Origin of the sequence: Roseateles subflavus, from assembly GCF_030285365.1 — a bacterium.
Taxonomy (GTDB): Bacteria; Pseudomonadota; Gammaproteobacteria; order Burkholderiales; family Burkholderiaceae_C; genus Roseateles_B; species Roseateles_B subflavus.
Genome location: NZ_JASVDS010000002.1, coordinates 513,522 through 535,484, shown reverse-complemented (window position 1 = coordinate 535,484; position 21,963 = coordinate 513,522). Strand labels below are relative to the sequence as shown.

The window sequence follows — 21,963 nt, the reverse complement described above, 5'->3', positions numbered from 1 at the left end:
AATTGCTTTCGTGGCGAGGCGCCAGGCAGGGTTCAGGCCGCGCGGCCCACGGCCGGGAAGGTCTGCGTGTCGGCGATCTTCAGGTCCGCCGACACCTTGCCGGTGCGGCCATCCTCGAACTTCACCGCCGTCTCGATGAACTGGCTCGTGCGGCCCTCGTAGAGCGCGTCGATCAGCACACCGTACTTCTCGGCGATGGCGCCGCGCCGGACCTTGCGGGTGCGGGTCAGCTCGCCGTCATCGGCGTCCAGCTCCTTGTGCAGGATCAGGAAGCGCGTGATCTGGCTGCCAGCCAGCAGGGCGTCCTGCGCGAGGTCTGCATTGACCTGCTCCACGCAGCTCTTGATGAGCTCGTAGACCTCGGGCTTGGCCGCCAGGTCGGTGTAGCCGGCATAGGGCAGGTTGCGGCGCTCGGCCCAGTTGCCCACGGCCTCGAAGTCGATGTTGATGAAGGCGCAGACGCGGTCGCGGCGGTCCCCGAAGGCCACGGCCTCCTTGATGTGCGAGAAGAACTTCAGCTTGTTCTCGACGTACTTGGGCGCGAACATCGCGCCGTCGTTGGCGCCGCCCACGATGCGGCCCACGTCCTTGGCGCGGTCGATGATCTTGAGATGCCCGTGGGCATCGATGAAGCCGGCATCGCCCGTGTGGTACCAGCCCTCGGGCGTCAGCACCTCGGCCGTGGCGGCGTCGTTCTTGTAGTAGCCCTTGAGCAGGCCCGGCGACTTCACCAGGATCTCGCCCGACTCGGCCAGCTTGATCTCCACACCGTCGATGGGCACGCCGACCGTGTCGGCCCGCGCCTCGTGGTCGGGCTGCAGGCACACGAAGACGGCGGTCTCGGTGGAGCCGTAGAGCTGCTTGAGGTTGATGCCGATGGAGCGGTAGAAGCTGAACAGGTCCGGACCGATGGCCTCGCCCGCCGTGTAGGCCACCCGCACGCGCGAGAAGCCCAGGGTGTTGCGCAGCGGGCCGTAGATCAGCACGTCACCGAGCGCGTACTTGAGGCGGTCCAGCAGGCCCACGGCCTTGCCATCCATCAGCGTGGGGCCCACGCGGCGCGCCAGCTTCATGGCGCGGTGGAAGAGCCCGCGCTTGAGCGCCGAGGCATCCTCCATGCGGATCATCACGGTGGTGAGCAGGCCCTCGAAGACCCGCGGCGGCGCGAAGTAGTAGGTGGGGCCGATCTCCTTGAGGTCGATCGACACGGTGCTGGCCGACTCGGGGCAGTTCACCACGTAGCCGCAGGCCAGCCACTGGGCATAGCTGAAGATGTTCTGGCCGATCCAGGCCGGCGGCAGGTAGGCCAGCACTTCCTCGTGCGGGCCCAGCTTGTCGAAGCGGGCACCGGCCTGCGCACGGTCGATCAGCGTGGCGTGCGTGTGGACCACGCCCTTGGGATTGCCCGTGGTGCCCGAGGTGAAGAACATCGCGGCCACGTCGCCCGGCTGGCCGGACTCGACCCACTGCGCGAAGAGCTGCGGGTGCGCGCGGCTCTCGGCCTCGCCGGCGGCGATCAGCGCATCCAGCGGGTTCAGGCCGTGTTCATCGTAGTTGCGCAGCCCTCGCGGGTCGTCGAACCAGATGTGGCGCAGCTGCGGGCACTGCTCGCGGATCTCGAGCAGCTTGTCCACCTGCTCCTGGTCCTCGACGATGGCGAAGGCCACCTCGGCGTTGTTGAGCGGGTAGATGAACTCGGCCGCGACGGCATCCTGGTACAGCGGCACCGGGATCGCGCCCAGGCTCTGGGCCGCCAACATGCTGGCATAGAGGCGTGGCCGGTTCTCGCCCACCACCACCACGTGCTGGCCGCGCGCCAGGCCCGCCTGGTGCAGGCCGTGGGCCAGGGACTGCACCATGCCGGCGAGCTCGCGCCAGCTGAAGCTTTGCCAGATGCCGTACTCCTTCTCGCGCAGGGCCGCATCGGCCGGGCGATGCTGCGCATGGGCCAGCAAGAGGCGGGGGAAGGTCGTCGCCGCAGAACTGCTCACCGTTGTCTCCTGGTATTCGGGTCGTCGCCTGGATGGCGTCCGCCCGACTTTGTTGGCAGCAATGCTAGACCTTTGCTTTGACGTCGTGTTGTCGCTGCAACGACATTTGAGGCAAATCAGCCCCGGCGTTTTCCCGGGGGGGCCTGACACGCTCGCGTCAGGCTCCTGTCATGCGCAGCGGCGATGAATACGGGACCATGCGAACCAGTCCCCTGCACGACCTGCCCCCGCCGGCCATCCTCCCGCAACACCTGACCCTCCGCCAGCGCGCCCGCCCGGCGAGTGCCGGCGAGCTCGCCGCCATTCCGTGGCTGCAGGTGCTGGACGACGAGCACCGCCAGCTCGCCATCGCGCAGCTGCAGATCGGCGAGGCGGAGGTGGGCGAGCGCGTGTGCCGCATCGGCAAGCCGGCGAACTTCTGGTTCGGCGTGGTCGACGGCCTGCTGAAGATGAGCAACGACGACGCCGCCGCGCAGTCCATCACCTTCACCGGCGTTCCGCCCGGTGGCTGGTTCGGCGAGGGCACGCTGCTCAAGCGCGAGGTCTACCGCTACAACATCCAGGCCCTGCGCAAGAGCACGGTGGCGGGCCTGCCCATCGAGACCTTTCACACGCTGCTCGAGACCAGCCTCGCGTTCAACCGCTTCGTGCTGAACCAGCTCAACGAGCGACTGGGGCAGTTCATCGCGGCGCGCGAGATCGACCGCATCTCCGATCCGGACCTGCGCGTGGCGCGCAACCTCGCCGCGCTCTTCAACCCCCTGCTCTACCCCGGCGTGGGCGGCATGCTGCGCATCACGCAGCAGGAGCTGGCGCGGCTCGTGGGGCTCTCGCGCCAGCGGGTCAACGAGGCGCTCAAGCACCTGCAGGAGCACCAGCTGATCGCGGTGGACTACGGCGGCCTGCGCGTGCTGGACCTCGACGGGCTGCGCCGCTACCGGCCCTGAGGCGCCGCGCCTACAGCTCGTACTCGAAGAGCCAGAAGTTGTCGAGCCGCCGGTAGTGCGCGCGCTGCGCCCGGCCGGCCATGAGTGCCTGCAGCATGGCCTCGTCGGGGAAGTTCTTGAGCACGCGATGGACGCTGCCGTCGCGCAGCGGCCGGTGCTGCCAGGTGTTGCCCTGCGCATCGGTCTCGGCGATGGGGAAGTCCTCGCACTGGCGCTCGTGGTTGTCGATCCAGAGCACCCGTGCCCCGGGGCGCAGTCGGGCATGGAGCGAGGCGACGAAGGCCTCGCGGGCCTCGACGGGCACGTGAGAGAACCACAGCCCCGCGAAGGCCGCATCGAAGCTGCCCAGGCTCGCGGGCAGCGCGTAGGCATCCGCCTGCTCGAAGCGCACCGCCTCCACCCCCGGGCGCAGGCGCGCGAAGGCGAGCGGCTCGGCGGTGTAGTCCGTGGCCACCAGGCGGCGCGCCGCCGGGGCCAGCTCCTGCGTCCAGAAGCCGGTGCCGCAGGCCACCTCCAGCAGGTCCCGCCCCGCCAGGCGCTCCGCCAGATGCGTGCGCAGGAAGGCGATGTCCGCGGCGCGCTCGGGCTTCAGGTAGACGGCGTCGTAGTACGGCGCACGGGCGGCGTAGTAGGCCTGCATTTCGGCCGAGGCATGACTCATCGGGGACTCCCTCTCATTGGCTGATGTGGGCTCTTGTTCGATGGCGGCCCGTCGGCGGCTCTCAGCGCCCGGCGCGCTCCGGCATCCGGCAGCAGGCGCCGGCCTCGCGCTGCTCCAGGTAGCAGGCCTCGTTCATCTCGTAGATCAGGCTGGCGGCCTGCCCGGGCACATCCCCCCAGGCGCCGATCAGGCGCAGCCCGGCGCGCTCCAGGGTCCGGCGGGCGGGCTGGTTGGCCGGCCGCACCACGGACAGCACCTCGGCCTCGTGCAGCTGCTCGAAGGCCAGGGCCAGCGCGGCGCAGGCGGTCTCGGCGGCATAGCCCTGCCCCCAGGCCTGCGGATGGAAGCGGAAGTGCAGGTTCATGGCCTGGCGGTCGTCGATGCGCTTGCGCATGACGCCACCCACCCCCAGCACCTGCTCCGGCTGATCCCGCCGGCAGACCAGCCAGTAGCCGAAGCCGTGGTGCTGCCAGTGCAGCAGCCAGCGGTCCAGCTCGGCCTGCATGTCGGAGAGCGCATGCAGGCAGCCGGCGGGGTTGTAGCGGTGGGTCGCCGGGTCGGCGTGGAACTCGTGGAGGGCGGCGAGGTCCTGCTCCCGAGGGGCGCGCAGCCACAGCCGTTCGGTCAGGCGCTCGGCCGGCCCCAGGGCCTGGGGACTGGGTGGCAGGCCCGGCAGCGGGGGCAGCACGTCAGGCATCCCTCGGGAGACCGGCGTGCAGGCAGGCGCCCCCCGGAGCGCGCCGATGGGCGCAGGAATGGGCACAGCCGTCCGGAGGGCGGCACTGGCAGGAGCGGCATTGGACACGCAGAAATCCTTGCTGAGTCATGGCATCAGTCCCCCCTCAGACCCTTTTCGGGTTTTCCCTGATTATGCAAGCCCGCTGGCCGCCCGGCGGGCAACCCAGAAGGAGCACCCCCCAAATTCATGGGGGTTTGGCGCTCAACGGTACGCCTTGCGTACAGAAGGCCTGCCTCTGGACATCCTTGCTGCAGCTTCTATACTGTATTTTCATACAGTGTTTTTCTGTTTCGCGTCATGCCTGCCGCCCCGTCCGCCTCTCGCGCTGCCTTGCTCGACCACCCGCTGCTGCGGGAGGGCCGGCTGTGGCAGGCCGGCAGCCTCGGGCGCAGCCAGGCGCGCACGCTCGGCAGCGGCTTTGCCGCACTGGACGCCGAGCTGCCCGGGGGCGGCTGGCCCTGCCAGTCCCTTTGCGAGATCCTGCAGCCGCCGGGCCAGCACGCGGAATGGCGGCTGCTGGCGCCGGGCCTGCGCCAGCTGTTCTGCGGCACGCCCGGGCAGGTTGCGCGGCCGGCGCCGCCGGTCCTGCTGATCGCCCCGCCCTTCATCCCGCACGGCCCGGGCCTGCAGGACCTGGGCCTCGGGGCCGCACACTGGGTCTGCATCCAGCCTGACACGCCCGGCGCAGGCAGGCCCTCCGGCGCGCCCCGGGTCGCCCGGCAGGCGCAGCACGCGCCGCCGAACCCGTCCCTGCACCAGGCCTTGTGGGTCGCGGAGCAGGCCATCAAGTCCCAGGCGGCGGGCGCGGTGCTGGCGTGGCTGGACGGCGCGCGGCCGGAGCAGATCCGGCGGCTGCAGGCCGCGGCCCTGAACTCACCGGCGCCCGTCTTCCTGATGCGTCCGGACCTCGCGGCCTCGCAGTCCTCGGCCGCCCCCCTGCGCCTGCGCCTGAGCCAACCGGCCGCCACCCGCGGCCTCGCCCCGGGCCTCCTGGAGGTGCTGCTGCTCAAGCGGCGCGGCCCCGCCATGCTCGAGCCCCTGCTGCTGCACAGCCTGCCCCCGGCCCTGCAGCACTGCCTGCCCGGCCGGCTGCGTCAGGGCGTCGCACCGGCGCAGCGCCCGGCCCCCGCGCCGGCATCGCCGGCCGTGGTGCCCTCGCCCCTGCACCGCGCCGCGTCCGAGGTGGGCTGACATGAGCTCGCAGGATCAGAGCCCCACGGCGGCACCGGTGGCCCCCGGCATTGGCCCCGGCCTGGCGCCCCGGCCGCATGGCGCCCGGCCGCGGCCGGCGCCCGGCACGGCGGCCGCTCCTCACTGGCTGGCGCTCCGGCCTGCCGGGATCCCCCCCGACGCCGGGCGGGGCCAGCCCAGCCCGCAGCAGCAGCTCGCCTGGTGGGCCCTGCAGTTCAGCCCGCGCGTCTGCCTGCTGGAGGAGGCCGTGCTGCTGGAGCTGTCCAGCTGCCTGCGCCTGTTCGGCGGCCTGCGGGCGCTGCATGAGCGCATCCAGCGCGAGGGGCGCGCCCAGGGCCTGCTGCCGGCCGACACTCCCGCCATGGCCTGGGCCCCGAACAGCCTCGCCGCCCTGGCGCTGCTGCGCGGCGGCCGGCTCAACGGTCTGACCCGGGCCCTTGCGCCCCTGCTGGACGCCCTGCCCCTGCCCTGTCTCACGGCCGTGCAGGCCGAGTCCGCCATGCTGGCGCGCCTGGGGTGCCGCCGCCTGGGGGATGTCCGCCGCCTGCCGCGGGCCGGCCTGGCCCGACGCTTCGGGGCCGGGCTGCTGCTGGCCCTGGACCGGGCCTATGGCGAGGTGCAGCAGGCCCACGAGTGGGTCCGCCTGCCCGAGCGCTTCGAGGCCCGGCTGGAGCTGCCCTGGCGCCTGGACGACGCGCTCGCCCTCATGCCGCATGCCGAGCACCTGCTGCGCAGCGCCTGCGCCTGGCTCAGCGGCCACCACGCCGGCCTCAGCAGCCTGCGCCTGGGCTGGCAGCACGACGCCATGCGGGCCCGCGACTGCCCGCCCGGCGGCGAGCTGCTCCTGCGCAGCGCCGAGCTCACCCGCAGCGTCGAGCATCTGCAGGGCCTCCTGCGCGAACACCTGGCCCAGCTGTCCCTGCCCGCGCCCGTGGCCGAACTGCGGGTGGCCGTCGACCACATCGAGCCCCTGCGCCCGCCCAACGCCGACCTGCGCCTGGATGAGCACGCCCGCACACCCGCGCGGGAGCCGCTCGGCCTGCTGCTGGAGCGTTGCGCCGTGCGCCTGGGGCCGGCCCGCGTCTGCCAGTCCCGCCCGCAGGCCGATGCCCGCCCTGAGGCCATGCAGACGCTGGGCCCCTGGTCCGCGCCGGCCTCCGGCACGGCACGCACGCCGCCTCCCGAGATCGCCTGGGCCGGCCCCCAGCCCAGCTGGCTGCTGGAGCCGCCCCTGCGCCTGGTGATGAGCCGCAGCAGCGCGGGCTCGGCCCAGGAGCGCCCGATCTACCAGGGCGAGCTGCAGCTGCTGCTCGGGCCGCAACGGGTCGAAGGCGGGTGGTGGGGGTGGCCGGGGCAGGCCTTGCCCTCGGTCCCGGGCGCCCAGCCGCCCCAGGTCCAGCGGGACTACTACCTGGCCCGCAATCCGCAGGGGCAGCTGCTGTGGATCTTCCGCGCCCGGGGGACCCTGGCCCTGGCGCCGCAGCCCGGGGGGCCGGCGCTGACCAGGACGATGGCGAGGACGGAAGCAGCAGCGGGGGCCGCGGCAGCCCCCGGGCGCCCCGCCGGCGCGCCCACCCGGGCGGATGCGAGCCTCTCGAAGGGACCTTCGCCAGGGCAAACCGCGGCACCCGCCAGGGCCCTCCCCACAGGCACACGCCCCCCTCGCGCGGCGGCTGGTGCAGTGGCTGGTGCAGTGGCCGATGCAGCCGCTGGTGTGGCGGGAGGTGCAGTGGCCGATGCAGCGGCTGGTGTGGCGGTCTTCCCGTCGGCGCCCGAGCGCCCTCCCGCGGATGACGCCATCCACTGGTACCTGCATGGCCTCTTTGCCTGAGCGTCGAGCGCCATGCCCCCGCCCCCGTCTTCCCGCGATGACGGCGCGGCCCCGCCACCGGGGCCTCGCCCGACGGACCGTCCCCCGGACCGAGCGACTCACCGCCCGACCGACCGCTCGCTGCCGGCCGCCCTGCAGCGCATGCTGCAGGCACCCGGCGCCGCCGCGCGTTCGGGGGAGGCGCGGCCGGGCGCGCGCGTGCTGCCCGGCTATGCCGAGCTGCACTGCCTGAGCAACTTCAGCTTTCTGCGGGGGGCCTCCGATCCCGAGGAGCTGGTGCTGCGCGCCCAGCAGCTGGGCTACCGCGCGCTGGCCCTGGCCGATGAGTGCTCGCTGGCCGGCGTGGTCCGGGCCCATGTGGCCCTGAAGAAGCTGGTGGGTCGGCTGCGCGAGGAGTCGCCGGAGCTGGACCCCGAGCTGGACCTGGTGCAGCTGATCATCGGCAGCCAGTTCCAGGTGCACTGGCGCGCCGCGGACCTGCCGGAGCCCGCCGCGCCTCTCCCCGGCGCCCCCCGCGCGAGCCTCCCGAACGGCGAAGCAAGCGGTGGCGCGGCCGGCGCCCGGGCCGCCTCTTCGCCGGCCGCGCGCCCGGACGAGGGCTTCCAGCTCGTGCTCCTGGCCCGCCACCGGGAGGGTTATGGGCAGCTCAGCGAGTTCATCACCCGGCTGCGCCGCGCCTCGCCCGTGAAGGGCTGCTACCGCCTGGACGGGCCGCTGCTGCAGGAGACGCTCCGGGCGGGCGAGCTCTCGGGCTGCCTCGCCCTCCTGCTGCCGGACCGCCGTCTGGACGCCCCCGACGCGCTCCTGGCGCAGGCCCGGGCCCTGGCAGCGGCCTGCGCGCCCGGCCAGCTCCGGCTGGGGCTGACGCTGCTGCGCGAGCTCTCCGACGAAGCCTGGCTGCAGCAGCTGCGCGAGATCGGCGAGCAGCTGGCCCTGCCCCTGGTGGCCTGCGGCGACGTGCACTTCCACGTGCGCTCCCGCAAGCCGCTGCAGGACGTGATGACCGCCACGCGACTGAACCGGCCGCTGCACGACTGCGGCCTGGCCCTGCAGCCGCATGCGGAACGCCACCTGCGCAGCCGCCTGCGCCTGAGCCAGATCTACCCGGCCGACACCCTCGCCGAGACCCTGCAGGTCGCCTCGCTGTGCCACTTCTCGCTCGACGAGCTGCGCTACCAGTACCCCGAGGAAGTGGTGCCCGCCGGCCATACCGCCAAGACCTGGCTGCGCCACATGACGCTCGAGGGCATGGAGCGGCGCTGGCCGCAGGGCGTGCCGGCCGAGCACCGCCAGACCATCGAGGGCGAGCTCGACCTCATCTGCGAGCTGGGCTACGAGCACTACTTCCTCACCGTCGCGGACATCGTCCGCTTCGCCCGCTCCCGCGGCATCCTCTGCCAGGGCCGGGGCTCGGCGGCCAACAGCCTGGTCTGCTACAGCCTGCACATCACCAGCATCGGCCCGGAGCGCAGCCACCTGCTCTTCGGCCGCTTCATCAGCCGCGAGCGCAACGAGCCGCCGGACATCGACGTCGACTTCGAGCACGAGCGCCGCGAGGAAGTCATCCAGTACCTCTACGAGCGCTACGGCCGGGACCGCGCGGCGCTGACCGCCGTGGTGATCCGCTACCGCGCCCGCAGCGCCCTGCGCGACGTCGGCCGGGCCCTGGGGCTGGACGAGGCCCTCGTCGAGCGGCTCGCCAAGGACCACTCCGGCTGGAGCCACGAGATCCTGCCCGAGGACCGCCTGCAGGCGCTGCAGCAGGAGATCCTGGCCCGCCAGGGCCGGGACCTGGTGCAGGAGCTGCCGCTGCGCCAGCTGATCGTGCTGGCCCGCCAGCTGATGGGCATGCCCCGCCACCTGAGCCAGCACGTGGGCGGCTTCGTGCTGACCCAGGGCAAGCTCTCCCGCCTCGTGCCCATCGAGAACGCCACCATGCCCGGGCGCAGCGTCATCGAGTGGGACAAGGACGACCTCGACGCCTTGAACCTCCTCAAGGTGGACGTGCTGGCCCTGGGCATGCTCTCGGCGCTGCGGCGCTGCTTCGACCTCGTCAACGGCCTGCGCGCCGAGTACCGCGAGCGCCCGCTGGACCTCGCCGGCATTCCCGAGGGCGACGCCACCACCTACGACATGATCTGCGCGGCGGACACCGTCGGCACCTTCCAGATCGAGAGCCGGGCGCAGATGTCCATGCTGCCGCGCCTGCGACCGCGCTGCTTCTACGACCTCGTCGTGGAGGTGGCCATCGTGCGGCCCGGCCCCATCGAGGGCGGCATGGTCCACCCCTACCTGGAGGCCCGGCGCAAGGGCCGGGACGCGATCCGCTATCCCAAGGAGGACCTGAAGAAGGCCCTGGAACGCACCTATGGCATCCCGATCTTCCAGGAGCAGGTGATGCAGGTGGCCATGATCGCGGCCGGCTTCACCCCCGGCGAGGCCGACCAGCTGCGCCGCGCCATGGCGGCCTGGAAGCGCCCGGGCGACCTGGCGCAGTTCCATGCGCGCATCCTGAGCGGCATGCGGGAGCGCGGCTATGCGGACGAGTTCGCCGAGGCCATCTTCCGGCAGATCCAGGGCTTCGCGTCCTACGGCTTCCCGGAGTCGCATGCGGCCAGCTTCGCCCTGCTGACCTACGCCAGCTGCTGGTTCAAGCGGCACGAGCCCGCCGCCTTCCTGTGCGCGCTGCTCAACTCCCAGCCCCTGGGCTTCTACACCCCCGCGCAGCTGGTGCAGGACGCCCGCCGCCACGGCATCGAGGTGCGCCCGGCCGATGTGAACCTGAGCGACTGGGACTGCTCGCTGGAAGTCGCCCCGCGCCCCGGCGAGACGCCGCGCAGCTGGATGGATCAGGCCGAGTCCGCCGCCACCGCACCGGCCGCCATGCCGCCCCGCCGTCCCGCCCGGCCCGCGGCCGCGCGCGCCGCCGAGGCCGCCCGCGAGCACACGCGCCCGCAGCCCGCGGTCCGCCTGGGCCTGCGCATGGTGGCCGGGCTCTGCACCGAGAGCGGGCAGCGCCTCGTGGACATCCGGGAGGGACGATCGCCCGAGCCGGCCGGCCCCTACCGCGATGCGCAAGACCTGGCCCTGCGCGCACGGCTGGACGCGCGCGAGATGCAGCTGCTGGCCGCCGCCGACGCCCTGCACAGCCTCGCGGGCCACCGCCGCCAGCAGATCTGGGAGGCCAGTGCCCAGGGGCGCACGCCGGCCCTGCTGCGGGAGGCGCCGATCCACGAGGCGCCCTTGCAGCTGAGCCTGGCGCCCGAGGGCGAGGAGCTGCTGTGGGACTACCGCGCCCTGGGCCTGAGCCTGCGCCGCCACCCGCTGGCCCTGCTGCGCGAGCGGCTGCAGGGCCACGGCTTGCGCAGTTCGGCCCAGCTGGCGCAGGTGCCCAATGGCCGCCGCGTCTTCACGGGCGGACTGGTGACGGTCCGCCAGAAGCCGCAGACCGCCAAGGGCACGCTCTTCATCAGCCTGGAGGACGAGCACGGCAGCATCCAGGTCATCGTCTGGGCCGATGTGTACGCGCAGCACCGCAGCACCATCCTGGCAGCCCGCCTGCTCGCCGTGCGGGGCCGCTGGCAGCGCAGCCAGGACGGCATCTGCAACCTGCTGGCCGAAGGCTTCGAGGACCTCAGCCCCTGGCTCGGGCGCATGGCGGACGAGGCCGGGAGCCGGGACTTCCGCTGAGCTAAGCTGAGCCGGGCCGCGCCGACCCTGGCCTGCCCGCGCGGGGCCGCCTGCTTCTTCGTTATGCTCGCCCGCGGTGCGCCCGCGGACCGCGGCCGCAGGCCCTCCCACCGCCGCAGGAGTCACGACGCATGGGTGTCCAATCTCACATCACCAGGGCCGAACACCGGGCCGAGAACGCACACGCCCCGATCAGCCGCGAGGCATGGCTTCGCGACGTCGCCCCGGACCCGGCGCTGAGCCTCACCCCCTACAGCCGCTCGCCCGCCGTGCGCTGGTCCGGCCCGTCCCGGCACGAGGCCCCCCTGGCTGGACGGGTTCCAGGGCAAGGTCTACACGAAGTGGCCGGACACCGCGCTGTTCGAGAAGAGGCTGCGCATCGCCGACGCGCTGGGCACCCGGGTCCAGGACGGCGACGGCCCCCGCTACACCCAGCCGGGGGACTGGACCTGCGCCCCCTCGGAGCGCCGCACGCCGCCACCGCCACCGCCTTCGTCACGGCTGCTGGCAGCGACTGTGGGGCCGCTGTTCTCCGCCCTGCTGATGCTGCCCGTCCTGCTGCTGGCCGGCCTGCTGGTGATGGCCCTGGCGCGCCGCCTCGGGCGCCGCCGGGCCTGGCGCCTCGCCGCGGGCGCCCTGGCCGGCCTCCTCGGGATGGCGCTGGGCCTGTCCCCCCTGACGCGAGAGACGCTGACCGCCACCTGGCAGATCGGCGCCTACGCGCTCGCCCTGCTGATGGGGGCCGGGCTGGGGGCCGGGCTGTTCGAGGCGATCGCCACCTGGACCCGCCGCGGCAAGCCCACGGATTCGGCGCGCTAGCGGCAGGCCCGCACCGGGCCGGCAACGTGCGGACGGGCGGCGATCGAAGCCCCTCCGGCGCCGGTACACTGCGCCGCCAGGCCGTGGCCGAAGGCGCTGGCCGGGCATGCGGGGCTGACAATGCGGGCAGACCACGCGGGATGAACACACGGGAAGAACACGCGGACCGAAGGCGCTGATCGGAAACACCGACCCAAGCGGCCGGCCCGATCACGAGGAGGCGCATTCATGACGACCCTGACGACCTTCGCATGCGCGGCCGGCCTGGCCGCCGCGCTGCTGGGCGCCCCGAGCCATGCGCAGACGCCCGAGCGCCGGTACACGCCGATGGAAGCGTTTGCCCTGGCCGCCGGCAGCCCCTTTCCGCTGGACGCGCTGACCACCCCGGACGGCCAGCGCCTCGCTGCCGAGCCGCTGCGGGGCCAGCCGGTGCTCGTCAACTTCTTCACCCGCTTCTGTGCGCCCTGCATCAAGGAAGTCCCCAAGCTCAACCAGGTCCAGGCCCGGCATCCGGAGCTGCGGGTGCTGGCGATCACGCCGGACTCCCTCCCCGACGCCGGCCGCTACATCCAGCAGTACGGCCTGAACTGGCCGGTCGCGGCGAACGCGGGGGACGTGATGGCCCGCCAGCTCCATGTGAGCGCGTTCCCGTCCTTCGCCCTGCTCGACGCCCAAGGGCGGCTGATCACGACGGTCCTGGCCAACCAGCTGGGCGGCGAGGACGGCCACGCCACGGTCGAAGGCATCGAGGCCTGGGTGGCCGCCCATCTCCCGAGGCCGGCGCCTTGAGCCTCGGCCGACGGGCGGCCCTGGCGGGCCTTCTGGGCGGGCGCGACGGCTGCGTTGCCGTCGTGGGGCTGACGACGCCCGCGGACCTCAACGATCCCGCCCATCGCGCGGCGCCGGGCTGCTTCATGCCTTTCCCGCTGCGCTGAGGGGCCCAGCATCGGCGCGTTCGTCGGCCAGCTCACCCGCCAGCTCGCCCGTCAGCCCACCCGCACCGTCCCCTCCCCGCCATTCCTCGCCATTCCCCACAAGGACCCTTCCCATGGACCGTACCGCCCTGCTTGCCCCCGTCTTCGCGCTGGCCGCCTGGACCGGCGCCATCCTGCTGCTGCTCGCCTTCCGCCGCGTCCGCGCCGGCCTGCAGCGGCGGGTGCGGGTCCGGGACTTCCGCCTCGGCGAAGCCCCCGGCCTGCCGGACGAGCTGCTGCTGCCCAACCGCAACTACATGAACCTGCTGGAGCTGCCGCTGCTGTTCTACGTCGTGTGCCTGCTGGCCTGCACGATGGGGGCGATCACGCCGCTAGCCGTGGCTCTGGCCTGGACCTACACGGGCCTGCGCGTGGTGCACAGCCTCATCCACGTCACCTACAACCGCGTCATGCACCGCTTCGCGGCCTTCGCGCTGAGCAACGGCGTGCTGGCGACGCTGTGGGTCGTGGTGGGCCAGCAGGTCTTCGGCGGCCGCTGAGCGATCCGCCGAAGCACCCCTCCGATCGCCACTGGACATGCTCAAGACCGCCATGCATCACGCCTCTCCCTGGCGCCGCGCGCTCCTGCGCCTGCTGCCCCTGCCCTTCCTCGCCCTGCTCGCCCTGATGGCCGCCGCCTTCTGGCAGAACGACGCCGATTTCCTGCTGGGCCGCTACGAGACCTTCGAGGCCCGGCTGCTGGACCCCGGCCTGCCACAGACCCGGCGGGGGCGGCCGCACTACTTCCCGACCTTCCTGCGCAGCAATGGCGAGCGCCTGCACGTGGCGGTGGGCCAGCTGGCCACCGAGCTGCCCACCGTCGGCGAGCCCGTGAGCCTGCGCTGCAGCACGCAGCGCCCCGGCCTGTGCAAGATGCCCGGCGCGCCCGTGCTGGACCCGGTGTTCTATGGCATCGCCGCGGTGTGGACTGCCGGCACGCTCGCCCTCACCTTCGCGCTGTGGGGGCCGCGGCGCCAGCGCGGGCAGAGGTCGCCCGCAGCGTCGCCGGGCACGTCGTCATGAAGGCCCTCGCGCGCGGCGGAGCGCCCCTGCGGCGGATGCTCGTGACGGCGGCCCTGCTGCCGGCGGCGCTCGGGCCGGCCCGTGCCGAGGGACCGTCCACCGCCGAGAGTCAGGCGGTGCTGGATCTCACCGTGGCCCTGTGCAGCCGGGCCCTGCCCCACCAGGCCGCCGACTTCGAGAAGACGCGCCGGCCGCCCTACGCCTGCCTGGACGTCAGCGAGGCCCAGGTGCGGGCGGTGAGACAGTCCGCGCCCTACCAGGCGGCCTTGCGGCGCCTGACCGGCGAACTCGGCCTGATGCCGACGTCGGAGCGGCTCGCCGGGTGCCGATCACACCTGACGGCCCACTGCATCGACGAGCCGCCCCCGGCCTCCGGCGCCGCCTCGGACGACTGAGGCGCAGGCCTGGCCGGCCCGTCCCGTCAGGCCGGCCCGGCGTCCACCAGCAGGCCGCGCTGCACGAAGCCGGTCAGCGTGGCCCGGTTGAGCCCCGGCCAGCGCAGCAGCTCGGCGCCCGGGGTGGCGGCGCCGCGCAGGCGCTCCAGCGTGTCCGCCAGGGCGCCGCTGATCAGGAAGGAGCGCATCAGGCAGCGGTCGAAGAGCACGCGCGTGGTCGACCATCCCGTCTCGAGCAGGTAGCGCTGGCTGTGCAGGCGCCAGGTGCGCGCGGCGAGGTCCCCCGGCTCGCTGCCCGGCAGCAGGCGGGTCAGCGAGCGCGGGTCCAGCGAGCGGTCGACGTAGCGCCAGCATTCCCACGGCGCGGGGTCGTGGCGCAGGGCCTGCTCGAGCACCTGCCACAGCGCCTGCATGCTGGGCACGGCATGGGCGTGGCGGTCCGGCCCCGGCAGGATGGGATCGAAGCACTGCAGGCGCACGCGGGCCCGGCCCGGCGCCTCGCGCAGCGGCAGCAGGGGCACGATGGGCCGCTGGCCGAGGCAGGACAGGACGCTGGCGCCGGTGCGCGTCCACAGCCGGGCGCCGAGGAAGTCGACCGCGGCCTCGTGCGGCGACGGCTCGCCGTCTGCCGTGACGGCCGCCGGCTGCGTGCCGAGGTTTGCGTCCACGAACAGCAGCAGGCTGCGCCCCTGGCGGAGGTCCCGCAGCAGACGCAGCACCACCTGCCCGTCGCTCGTGTCGCGGATGATGAGATCCCCCGCGTTGCCACGCACGCGGGCGAACTCGGCCACCTTCTGCTGGAAGCTCTCGCCCTGCCCGGCCGCGACGCTGCGGTCGATCAGCATGGTGACGGCGCCCTTGGTCTCGAGCAGCCAGGGCAGCACCAGGCGGTAGCTGCCGTAGTGGAAGCTGCAGAAGATCGCGGGCTCCCCGCCTTGCGCCTGGGCAAGACCTGGCCCCTCGGCCTGCATGCCCGGGTAGATCTCCGCCCAGTGCTGCGGCTCCGCGGCGGCCAGGTGCTGGTGCAGCAGGATGTCCGCGATGAGCGCGTCATGGGCATCGATCGAGACCTCGGGCAGCAGGTGGAACAGGCTGCTCGAAATGCGCGCCTGCTCCAGCCCCCCGTAGGCCACGGTGCCGGCCTGGATGCGCGCGCGCAGCCCGGCGGCGACGGTGGAGATGGAGTCTTGAGTCATGGTGTCGAGAAGGAGAAGGAGGACCGGGCCAGGCGCCCGAGGGCGCGCAGCACGTGCAGCATCAGCAGCACCCCGAACAGGCTGCGCATGGGATGGCTGCAGGCCTCATGCAGCAGTTGCGACGGATCGGGCTGGCTGCCGATCCACGCCAGGCCCTGCCCCAGCACGCGCAGGGCGAGCAGGGCCAGGCCCAGCTGGAACAGCACGGCGGCCCAGGCGTAGGCGCGGAAGGCCCGCGGGTGACGGAACTCGCCCGCCGGGAGCGGCGCGAAGCCGGTGCGCAGGTCCCGCCAGACCTGGCGCGCGCAGCGCTGGTGCAGGCGGGGCATGTCCAGCCAGTCCACCACCACCCAGTAGCCGTCCAGGCGGCTGAAGGGCAGCAGGTTCACCAGGCAGCTCACGAGGCTGGCCGAGACCAGCAGGCGCAGGAACTGCGCGCCGTCCCCCGGCGCCAGCGCTCCGGCCACGGCCAGGAGCAGCGCATTCGCGGCCAGCTGGGCGAGCGCCCCCGCCAGGTTGACGACCATGCGCTCGCGCGCCGGCAGCGTCCAGATGCGGGTGACGTCGGTGTAGAGCGCGGGAAAGACCCAGAAGAGGCCGATGCCGATGTCCTGCGGCGGCGCACCGAAGCGCTGGGCCGCCGCCGCGTGGCCCAGCTCGTGGACGAGCATGAGCCCCAGCAGGGCCAGCGGCAGCCCCCACCAGGCCTGCGCCGGCAGCGTGCCCTGCACGGGCAGGCCGGCCAGCAGGCCGAGGTTCAGGCCCAGCAGGAGCAGCAGCAGGCCGGGCGCCCACGCCGGTCCCGGCACGAGCGGCGCCAGGCCGCGCGCCAGCCCGGCCACGCAGGGGGCCTTCAGCACGGGCCGGCGCAGCCACAGCGCCGGGCGGGGCGCCCCGGTGGCCGTGAGATAGCCGCGCAGCGGTGCCGCGGCGCGCTCGACGTCCGCCAGCGCCGGCCGCGGCGAGCGGGGATGCGCGGCGGCGAGGCGGTCCGTCAGTGCCGCACTGTCCTCGCCCGCGGCCAGCCCCTGCAGCAGCAGATGGGCTGTCGCGGACAGCTCCAGCACCCGTTCGCCGACGCGCACGAGCACCCGCTCGGGGCGCTGCCGCGACGAGCCCAGGACTTCGATGGGAGTGGCCATGGCCGTCAGATCAGTGGCAGGAGGGGTCGGGGGAAGGCCGGTGCGGCCGTGCAGCGGACGCGTGCCGCGCCGCACGGCTCAGCGCTTCAGCGGGACAGCTCGTCCTCCGGCTCGGGCTGGCAGGGGACCGGCTCGTCGGGGATGCCGCAGCACATGGAGCTCTGGGCGACTTCCATTTCCAGGCGCTGCTCAAGCTCGCGGACGGAGATGCTGTTGTCGAGGTTGAGTTCCTGCAGGAAGTCGATGGGTTCGTTCATGATGAAGGTTTCCTTGTTGCCTACTCTGGACAGTTTTCGGCATCCCTGTACGACGAGACGATCAGAGAGCAATACCCTTCGCGACTGCGCCGGACGCCGCGGGCGGGTCCGGCCGGATATCATTTCCGACCACGGTCCGGACCTGCCGCCCGGGAGCGCCTTCTCAGCGTTAGCTGGCGTCTTCCCGGACTCATCTCCAGACATGAATGAATGCTATCGACGCCCCCTCGGCAGCGGTACTAGCGAATCTGTTAGCGGCCTCCCCAGGATCCCCGCCCATGACCCACGCCCTGCCCCACGGCCTGCCCCACGGCCTGCGTCCCCGCGCCCGACCGGTCCTGCCCCTCGCGCTGGCCCTGCTCCTGCTGGCGCCTGCCACGCGGGCCGACCCGCCGCGCGGCTATGCGCTGAGCTTCCATCCCGTGGGCAGCCCGGATACCGGCATCGGCCCGAACCGCGTCGGCGAGCCGGGCTTCGTGCCGCCGGTCGCGCTGTCCCTGCACCTGCCGCCGGAAGCCGCCTGCCTGGCCCGCAAGGGCGCGGGCTCCTACGAGGCCCTGATCCGGGCGGATGGCACGGTGGCGGGCGTCCACTCGCACTACGAGCCCGTGGACGGGGACCGCTGCGAACGGACGCGGCTCTTCCCCTACCTCCGGCAGTGGCGCTTCACCCCGGCCACCTACGAGGGCCGGGCGATTGCGGTCTACCTGTGGATCGGCCTCGAGGGCACCGAGGCGCGGCCCTGAGCGCACAGAACGCTCGGACCGCCCACCCCCCGGCCGCACGGCGCTCCGCGTGCGGGCGTCGTGCCGGGCACAATGCCACTCATCGCCCGCCCCGCGGGCCTGCCCGCCCTGCCCCATGGACACCCAAGACCCCCACGACCACCGCCTCACCGAGCTGGAAATCAAGGCCGCCTACACGGAGGACATGCTCGACGAGCTGAACCGCGTGATCGTGCGCCAGCAGCAGCAGATCGACGCCCTGCTGCGGGAGATGCTGCAGCTGCGGGACCGCCTGCCGGAAAGCGGCAGCGGCGCCGGCGTGCGCAACCTGCGCGACGAACTGCCGCCCCACTACTGAACCCGAGCCCGCATCCATGAGCCCCACGCCCGCCGAGGCCCTGCTGATCATCGACGTGCAGCAGGCGCTGTTCGACCCGCCCCCCGCCGACGCCGCCGCCGTGATCGGCCACATCAACGCCCTCGCCGTGCGCTTCCGTGCCGCGGGCCGGCCCGTCTTTCTGGTCCAGCACGAGAGTCCGCAGGGCGCGCTGAGGGCCGGCACGCCGGGCTGGGCCTTCGCCGCCGGCCTACAGCAGGCGCCCTCGGACCTCGTGATCGCCAAGACCACGCCGGACGCCTACCTGCGCACGCCGCTCGAGGCCGCCCTGCGCGAGCGTGGCATCCGCCATGTGGCCGTGTGCGGCTATGCGAGCGAGTTCTGCGTGGACACGACCGTGCGGCGTTCCGCGGCGCTGGGCTTCGAGGTCACGCTGGCCGCCGACGCCCACACCACGCACGACAAGCCGCATGCCAGCGGCGCGCAGATCCGCGCCCACGAGAACGCCACGCTGCCCGACATCACCAGCTTCGGCCATCCCATCCGCGCCCTGGCGGGCGCCTCGATCGCGCTGTAACGCCTGTAACGCCGCGCGGCGGGATGCGAAGATCGGGCCGCCGGACGCCCCGGACCACAATCCCGCCGTGAGCCACGATCCCCGCCCCGCCCCGCCGCCCCTGGCGTCCCCCGCCGCGCCTTCAGCCGCCGCCCCCGGCGCCTGCCCGCTGAAGATCGACCTCGACAGCCAGCAGCTGCTGATCCGCGGGAGCGATCCGGCGGCACCGCAGGGCGTGCTGCGGCTGCGCAGCCGCCTGCTGCCGCGCCTGCTCGCGGCCCTGCTGCTGGCGCGCGCCGAGGGTCAGGCATGCGCCGCCCGCCCCTGCAGCCGCAAGGCCCTGCAGCAGCGGCTGGGCGACCGCGCCGAGCTGCACCGCACGCAGCTGTGGCGTGCCTTGCAGACGCTGGACGCCAGCCCCCTGGCCGGACTGGTCCGCCACAGCGCGCGATCGGCCGGGCCGTTCTGGCTGGACGACGCCCTGCTGGCGCGCTGCGAATGGTGGCAGGGCGGACAGGCGCTGGACAGCGCCGGCCTGCGCGCGCTCCTGAGCCAGGCGGCCGTGGACGGCGCGCCGCCCGTGCCCGCGCTGCCGCGTCATCGCCTGCCCCTGGCCTATGTGCAGGCCCTCTCGCGGGCGGATCTCGCGCTGGACCGCGGCGAGCTCTACCCGGCCCGGCTCGCCCTCGCCCAGGCCACGGAGCACGCGCCGCCCGAGGACCTGGCCGCGCAGCTCTCCCTGAGCCTGCGCCGCGCCCGCATCGCCCGCCGCCTTGGCGACTGGGCCACGCTGCAGCAGGAGCTGCGCACGCTGCGCCAGGGGCTGGAGCTCCCCGGCCTGCCCGCCGGCCAGGCCCGCCAGATCGGCTGGCGCCTGGCCGTGCTCGAGGCCTGGCACTGCCACGGCAGCCTGGGCGAGAGCGCCGTGGCGCTGCAGAAGCTCGCCCAGCTGGACGAGGATGTGCTGTCCCTCGACGCCGGCCTGCTGGTCGACTACCTCAACCTGCGCGGCATGGCCGGTCGCGAGCTGGCCCTGCAGGCCCCCTGCGAGCGCCAGGCCGCCGCCGCGCTGGACGATCTCGCCGCGGCACTGCGCCAGGCCAGCCTCGCGGGGCTGCCGGACGCACTGCAGGTGAGCGCCGCCAACCTCGCCAATGCCCTGTGCCTGCTGCAGAGCGCGGGCCTGGTGCCGGCCTCGCGCGGCGCCGAGGCCTGGGGCTGGCTGCTGCTGAGCGAGAGCGTCTGCGAGCGCTGGGGCCTCGCGCGCCATTCGCTGCTCAACACCATCTTCCTGCTGCGCATCGCCGAGCAGCAGGGCTGGACCTTCGCGCAGGCGCAGCAGCGGGCCGAGGCGGAGGGCCTGCCGCTGGCGGGCGACAGCTTCCGCAGCCTGGCCGCCGAACGCTGGGAAGCCTGCCGCCGGCTGCACTCGCAGCTGCCGGCGGAGCAGCGCTGCGCCTTCCTGCTGCTGTGGGCGCGGCACGCCTGGCGCGAGGGCGACGCCCTGTGCGCCGCCGAGCTCGTGCAGCAGGCGCGCCACCACGCGCGCAAGCTGCGAGCCGCCTCCCAGCGGGATCGCTACGAGGGCGAGGCACGGCAGCTGCTGGGCGCGCTGGGCCTGGCGCCCCCGCAGGCGCAACAGGCGTAACGCCGCATTCGCACTGACATCTCGGGGCCGGCGGGACACACTGCCATCACCCCTACACGAGGAGATTCCATGGCAATGACCGCCCCCCTGACCCGCACCCGTCCGATGTCGATCCTGTTCACCGCGCTGGCCCTCGCCGCCGGCGCCCACCCCGCACAGGCCGCGGGAGCCGCAACGCCGGCCGAGAGCTTCCGCGTCGCGCCCGAGCTGGGCCAGGGCTTCCAGGCCCTCGGCACGCGCGGCGTGATCGCGATCTACGACGACCAGTCCCGGCGCTGGACGGTGTCGGACCCCGCCCGCGCCTACCAGGCCTTCAGCCCCGCCTCCACCTTCAAGATTCCCAACACCCTGATCGCCCTGGAGACGGGCGTCGCACAGGACGAGGCCCAGGTGTTCAAGTGGGACGGCAAGAAGCGCTGGAACGAGGACTGGAACCAGGACCAGACCCTGCAGACGGCCTTCCGCTTCTCGACGGTGTGGGTCTACCAGGAGATCGCCCGCCGCGTCGGCGCCGAAGGCCTGCAGTCCCGCCTCTGGGCCTGGCGCTACGGCAATGCCGTGGCCGGCCCGAAGCACGACAGCTTCTGGCTTGACGGCAGCGTGCGCATCACCGCCATCGAGCAGATCGACTTCCTGCGCCGCTTCGCCGAGCACCGCCTGCCGATCAGCGAGCGCACCGAGACCCTCGGCCGCCGGGTGTTCCTGCGGGACGAGACCCCCACGTGGCAGCTCTTCGCGAAGACCGGCTGGGACGGCAGCGGGCCCGTGGAGCTCGGCTGGTTCGTGGGCTGGACCGAGCGCAAGGCGGGCACGGGCCGCTGCTTCTTCGCGCTGAACATGGACATGCAGGTCGACCCCAAGGCCCTGCCCAAGGGCGCGAAGCAGCCCTCGCAGCACACGCTGATCGGCCAGCTGGGCCCGCATCGCGAGCGGCTGGCACGCCAGGCGCTGCAGGCGCAGGGCTGCCTGGACTGACGCTCAGGCCGCCGGGCCGTCGCCCCCGGCCCGCAGCCACGCCAGGGTGTCGCCGATCAGATGGCCGGCGATGCTGAAACGCGGCGGCAGGCCTGGCAGCTCGTCGAGGTCGAACCACGCGGCATGCTCGATCTCGCCGGGCTGCTCGCGGACCTCGCCGCCCGCCCACTCGCAGCGGAAGGCGAGCATCAGGCTGTGCGGGAAGGGCCAGCTCTGGCTGGCGTAGTAGTGCAGGCGCTGCACCTGCACGCCCACCTCCTCCGCCACCTCGCGATGCACGCAGGCTTCCAGCGATTCACCGGCCTCCACGAAGCCGGCCAGTGCGCTGTAGAAGCCCGGCTTGAAGTTCGGGGACCGGGCCAGCAGCAGCTGCGGCCGGCCCTCGTGGCGGCGCCACACCAGCGCCATCATGGCCGGGCTGATGCGGGGATAGGCCACATGGCTGCAGGAGGGGCAGCGGCGCGCGCGCTCGTGCGGCTGGCGTTCGGTGGGCGTGCCGCAGACGCCGCAGAAGCGGTGGGCGCGGTCCCACTCCATCACCTGGGCGGCGCGGCTGGCGAGGTGCAGCAGCGGATCGTCCAGCTGCATCATGGCCGCGCGCAGCCCCTGGGGCGCCCAGCCCTCGGGCGCGGCGCTCGCCTGCTGGGCCCAGCAGTCGCGGCCATCCAGCTGCCCGAGGTAGTGCCGCTCCCGCGCCGCCGTGAAGGCGTCCGGCTGCGGGGTCAGGACTTGCCCCTCCGCGGCGTCGGCCAGCAGCAGCAGCTGGCCCTCGATGAAGACCAGGTGCCAGCCCTCGGCGCTGGGCGTGGTGGGCGCCTCGATGCCGGGCGTGAATCCAGGGATGCAGTGCAGGCTCGTCATGCCCG

21 protein-coding genes are annotated in these 21,963 nt (G+C 73.4%); 14 read left to right on the top strand and 7 right to left on the bottom strand.

Annotated features, from left to right (window positions below):
- Window positions 1-32: 32 nt before the first annotated feature.
- A complete protein-coding gene (locus tag QRD43_RS08190; protein WP_285981998.1) occupies window positions 33-1,991 on the bottom strand; it encodes an AMP-dependent synthetase/ligase in 1,959 nt (652 codons plus the stop codon).
- A gap of 197 nt (window positions 1,992-2,188) precedes the next feature.
- Here QRD43_RS08190 and QRD43_RS08185 point away from each other — a divergent pair, with 197 nt between their 5' ends.
- Window positions 2,189-2,938, top strand: coding sequence for a Crp/Fnr family transcriptional regulator (locus QRD43_RS08185; protein ID WP_285981997.1), 750 nt, complete (start codon window positions 2,189-2,191; stop codon window positions 2,936-2,938).
- Window positions 2,939-2,948: 10 nt separating this feature from the next.
- On the opposite strand, the gene QRD43_RS08180 is transcribed toward QRD43_RS08185, so the two are convergent.
- Both QRD43_RS08180 and QRD43_RS08175 read right to left on the bottom strand, forming a co-directional pair.
- The gene (locus QRD43_RS08180; RefSeq protein ID WP_285981996.1) at window positions 2,949-3,599 is read right to left on the bottom strand and encodes a class I SAM-dependent methyltransferase; all 651 of its coding nucleotides are present in this window, start codon (window positions 3,597-3,599) and stop codon (window positions 2,949-2,951) included.
- 61 nt (window positions 3,600-3,660) lie between these two features.
- Window positions 3,661-4,287, bottom strand: coding sequence for a GNAT family N-acetyltransferase (locus QRD43_RS08175; RefSeq protein WP_285981995.1), 627 nt, complete (start codon window positions 4,285-4,287; stop codon window positions 3,661-3,663).
- 348 nt (window positions 4,288-4,635) lie between these two features.
- Between QRD43_RS08175 and QRD43_RS08170 the strand changes: the two genes are divergently transcribed.
- From QRD43_RS08170 to QRD43_RS08135, 8 genes are all read left to right on the top strand, one after another.
- The gene (locus QRD43_RS08170; protein ID WP_285981994.1) at window positions 4,636-5,529 is read left to right on the top strand and encodes a recombinase RecA; all 894 of its coding nucleotides are present in this window, start codon (window positions 4,636-4,638) and stop codon (window positions 5,527-5,529) included.
- A 1-nt stretch (window position 5,530) separates the two neighbouring features.
- The gene (locus QRD43_RS08165; protein ID WP_285981993.1) at window positions 5,531-7,360 is read left to right on the top strand and encodes a Y-family DNA polymerase; all 1,830 of its coding nucleotides are present in this window, start codon (window positions 5,531-5,533) and stop codon (window positions 7,358-7,360) included.
- 141 nt (window positions 7,361-7,501) lie between these two features.
- Window positions 7,502-11,050 (top strand): error-prone DNA polymerase, encoded by a 3,549-nt coding sequence (locus QRD43_RS08160; RefSeq protein ID WP_285981992.1) that lies wholly within the window; start codon window positions 7,502-7,504, stop codon window positions 11,048-11,050.
- 516 nt (window positions 11,051-11,566) lie between these two features.
- The gene (locus QRD43_RS08155; protein ID WP_285981991.1) at window positions 11,567-11,869 is read left to right on the top strand and encodes a hypothetical protein; all 303 of its coding nucleotides are present in this window, start codon (window positions 11,567-11,569) and stop codon (window positions 11,867-11,869) included.
- Window positions 11,870-12,097: 228 nt separating this feature from the next.
- Window positions 12,098-12,658, top strand: a complete 561-nt coding sequence (locus QRD43_RS08150; protein ID WP_285981990.1) for a TlpA family protein disulfide reductase — start codon at window positions 12,098-12,100, stop codon at window positions 12,656-12,658.
- A gap of 259 nt (window positions 12,659-12,917) precedes the next feature.
- Window positions 12,918-13,343 carry an MAPEG family protein gene (locus tag QRD43_RS08145; RefSeq protein WP_285981989.1) on the top strand — a complete coding sequence of 142 codons (426 nt, stop codon included), beginning with the start codon at window positions 12,918-12,920 and terminating at the stop codon, window positions 13,341-13,343.
- 52 nt (window positions 13,344-13,395) lie between these two features.
- Window positions 13,396-13,866 carry a hypothetical protein gene (locus QRD43_RS08140; RefSeq protein WP_285981988.1) on the top strand — a complete coding sequence of 157 codons (471 nt, stop codon included), beginning with the start codon at window positions 13,396-13,398 and terminating at the stop codon, window positions 13,864-13,866.
- Window positions 13,863-14,261, top strand: a complete 399-nt coding sequence (locus QRD43_RS08135) for a hypothetical protein (RefSeq protein WP_285981987.1) — start codon at window positions 13,863-13,865, stop codon at window positions 14,259-14,261. Before QRD43_RS08140 ends, QRD43_RS08135 begins: the two co-directional genes overlap by 4 nt.
- 26 nt (window positions 14,262-14,287) lie before the next feature.
- On the opposite strand, the gene QRD43_RS08130 is transcribed toward QRD43_RS08135, so the two are convergent.
- From QRD43_RS08130 to QRD43_RS08120, 3 genes are all read right to left on the bottom strand, one after another.
- Window positions 14,288-15,457 (bottom strand): lysophospholipid acyltransferase family protein, encoded by a 1,170-nt coding sequence (locus QRD43_RS08130; RefSeq protein WP_285981986.1) that lies wholly within the window; start codon window positions 15,455-15,457, stop codon window positions 14,288-14,290.
- Complete coding sequence (locus tag QRD43_RS08125; RefSeq protein WP_285981985.1) at window positions 15,454-16,599, bottom strand: hypothetical protein; 1,146 nt, start codon at window positions 16,597-16,599, stop codon at window positions 15,454-15,456. The genes QRD43_RS08130 and QRD43_RS08125 overlap by 4 nt, the downstream gene beginning before the upstream one ends.
- A gap of 86 nt (window positions 16,600-16,685) precedes the next feature.
- Entirely contained in the window at window positions 16,686-16,856 is a 171-nt protein-coding gene (locus tag QRD43_RS08120; RefSeq protein ID WP_285981984.1) for a hypothetical protein, read from the bottom strand.
- A gap of 278 nt (window positions 16,857-17,134) precedes the next feature.
- Here QRD43_RS08120 and QRD43_RS08115 point away from each other — a divergent pair, with 278 nt between their 5' ends.
- From QRD43_RS08115 to QRD43_RS08095, 5 genes are all read left to right on the top strand, one after another.
- On the top strand, window positions 17,135-17,602 hold the full coding sequence (locus QRD43_RS08115; protein WP_285981983.1) for an energy transducer TonB: 468 nt from the start codon (window positions 17,135-17,137) through the stop codon (window positions 17,600-17,602).
- Between the two features lie 115 nt (window positions 17,603-17,717).
- Window positions 17,718-17,939, top strand: a complete 222-nt coding sequence (locus QRD43_RS08110; protein WP_285981982.1) for a SlyX family protein — start codon at window positions 17,718-17,720, stop codon at window positions 17,937-17,939.
- A gap of 16 nt (window positions 17,940-17,955) precedes the next feature.
- On the top strand, window positions 17,956-18,495 hold the full coding sequence (locus tag QRD43_RS08105) for a cysteine hydrolase family protein (RefSeq protein ID WP_285981981.1): 540 nt from the start codon (window positions 17,956-17,958) through the stop codon (window positions 18,493-18,495).
- A 67-nt stretch (window positions 18,496-18,562) separates the two neighbouring features.
- On the top strand, window positions 18,563-20,122 hold the full coding sequence (locus tag QRD43_RS08100) for a hypothetical protein (protein ID WP_285981980.1): 1,560 nt from the start codon (window positions 18,563-18,565) through the stop codon (window positions 20,120-20,122).
- A 69-nt stretch (window positions 20,123-20,191) separates the two neighbouring features.
- Window positions 20,192-21,097 (top strand): penicillin-binding transpeptidase domain-containing protein, encoded by a 906-nt coding sequence (locus QRD43_RS08095; protein ID WP_285981979.1) that lies wholly within the window; start codon window positions 20,192-20,194, stop codon window positions 21,095-21,097.
- Window positions 21,098-21,100: 3 nt separating this feature from the next.
- Here the strand turns inward: QRD43_RS08095 and nudC are convergent, their stop codons facing one another.
- Window positions 21,101-21,958, bottom strand: coding sequence for an NAD(+) diphosphatase (gene nudC, locus QRD43_RS08090; RefSeq protein ID WP_285981978.1), 858 nt, complete (start codon window positions 21,956-21,958; stop codon window positions 21,101-21,103).
- Window positions 21,959-21,963 lie beyond the last annotated feature (5 nt).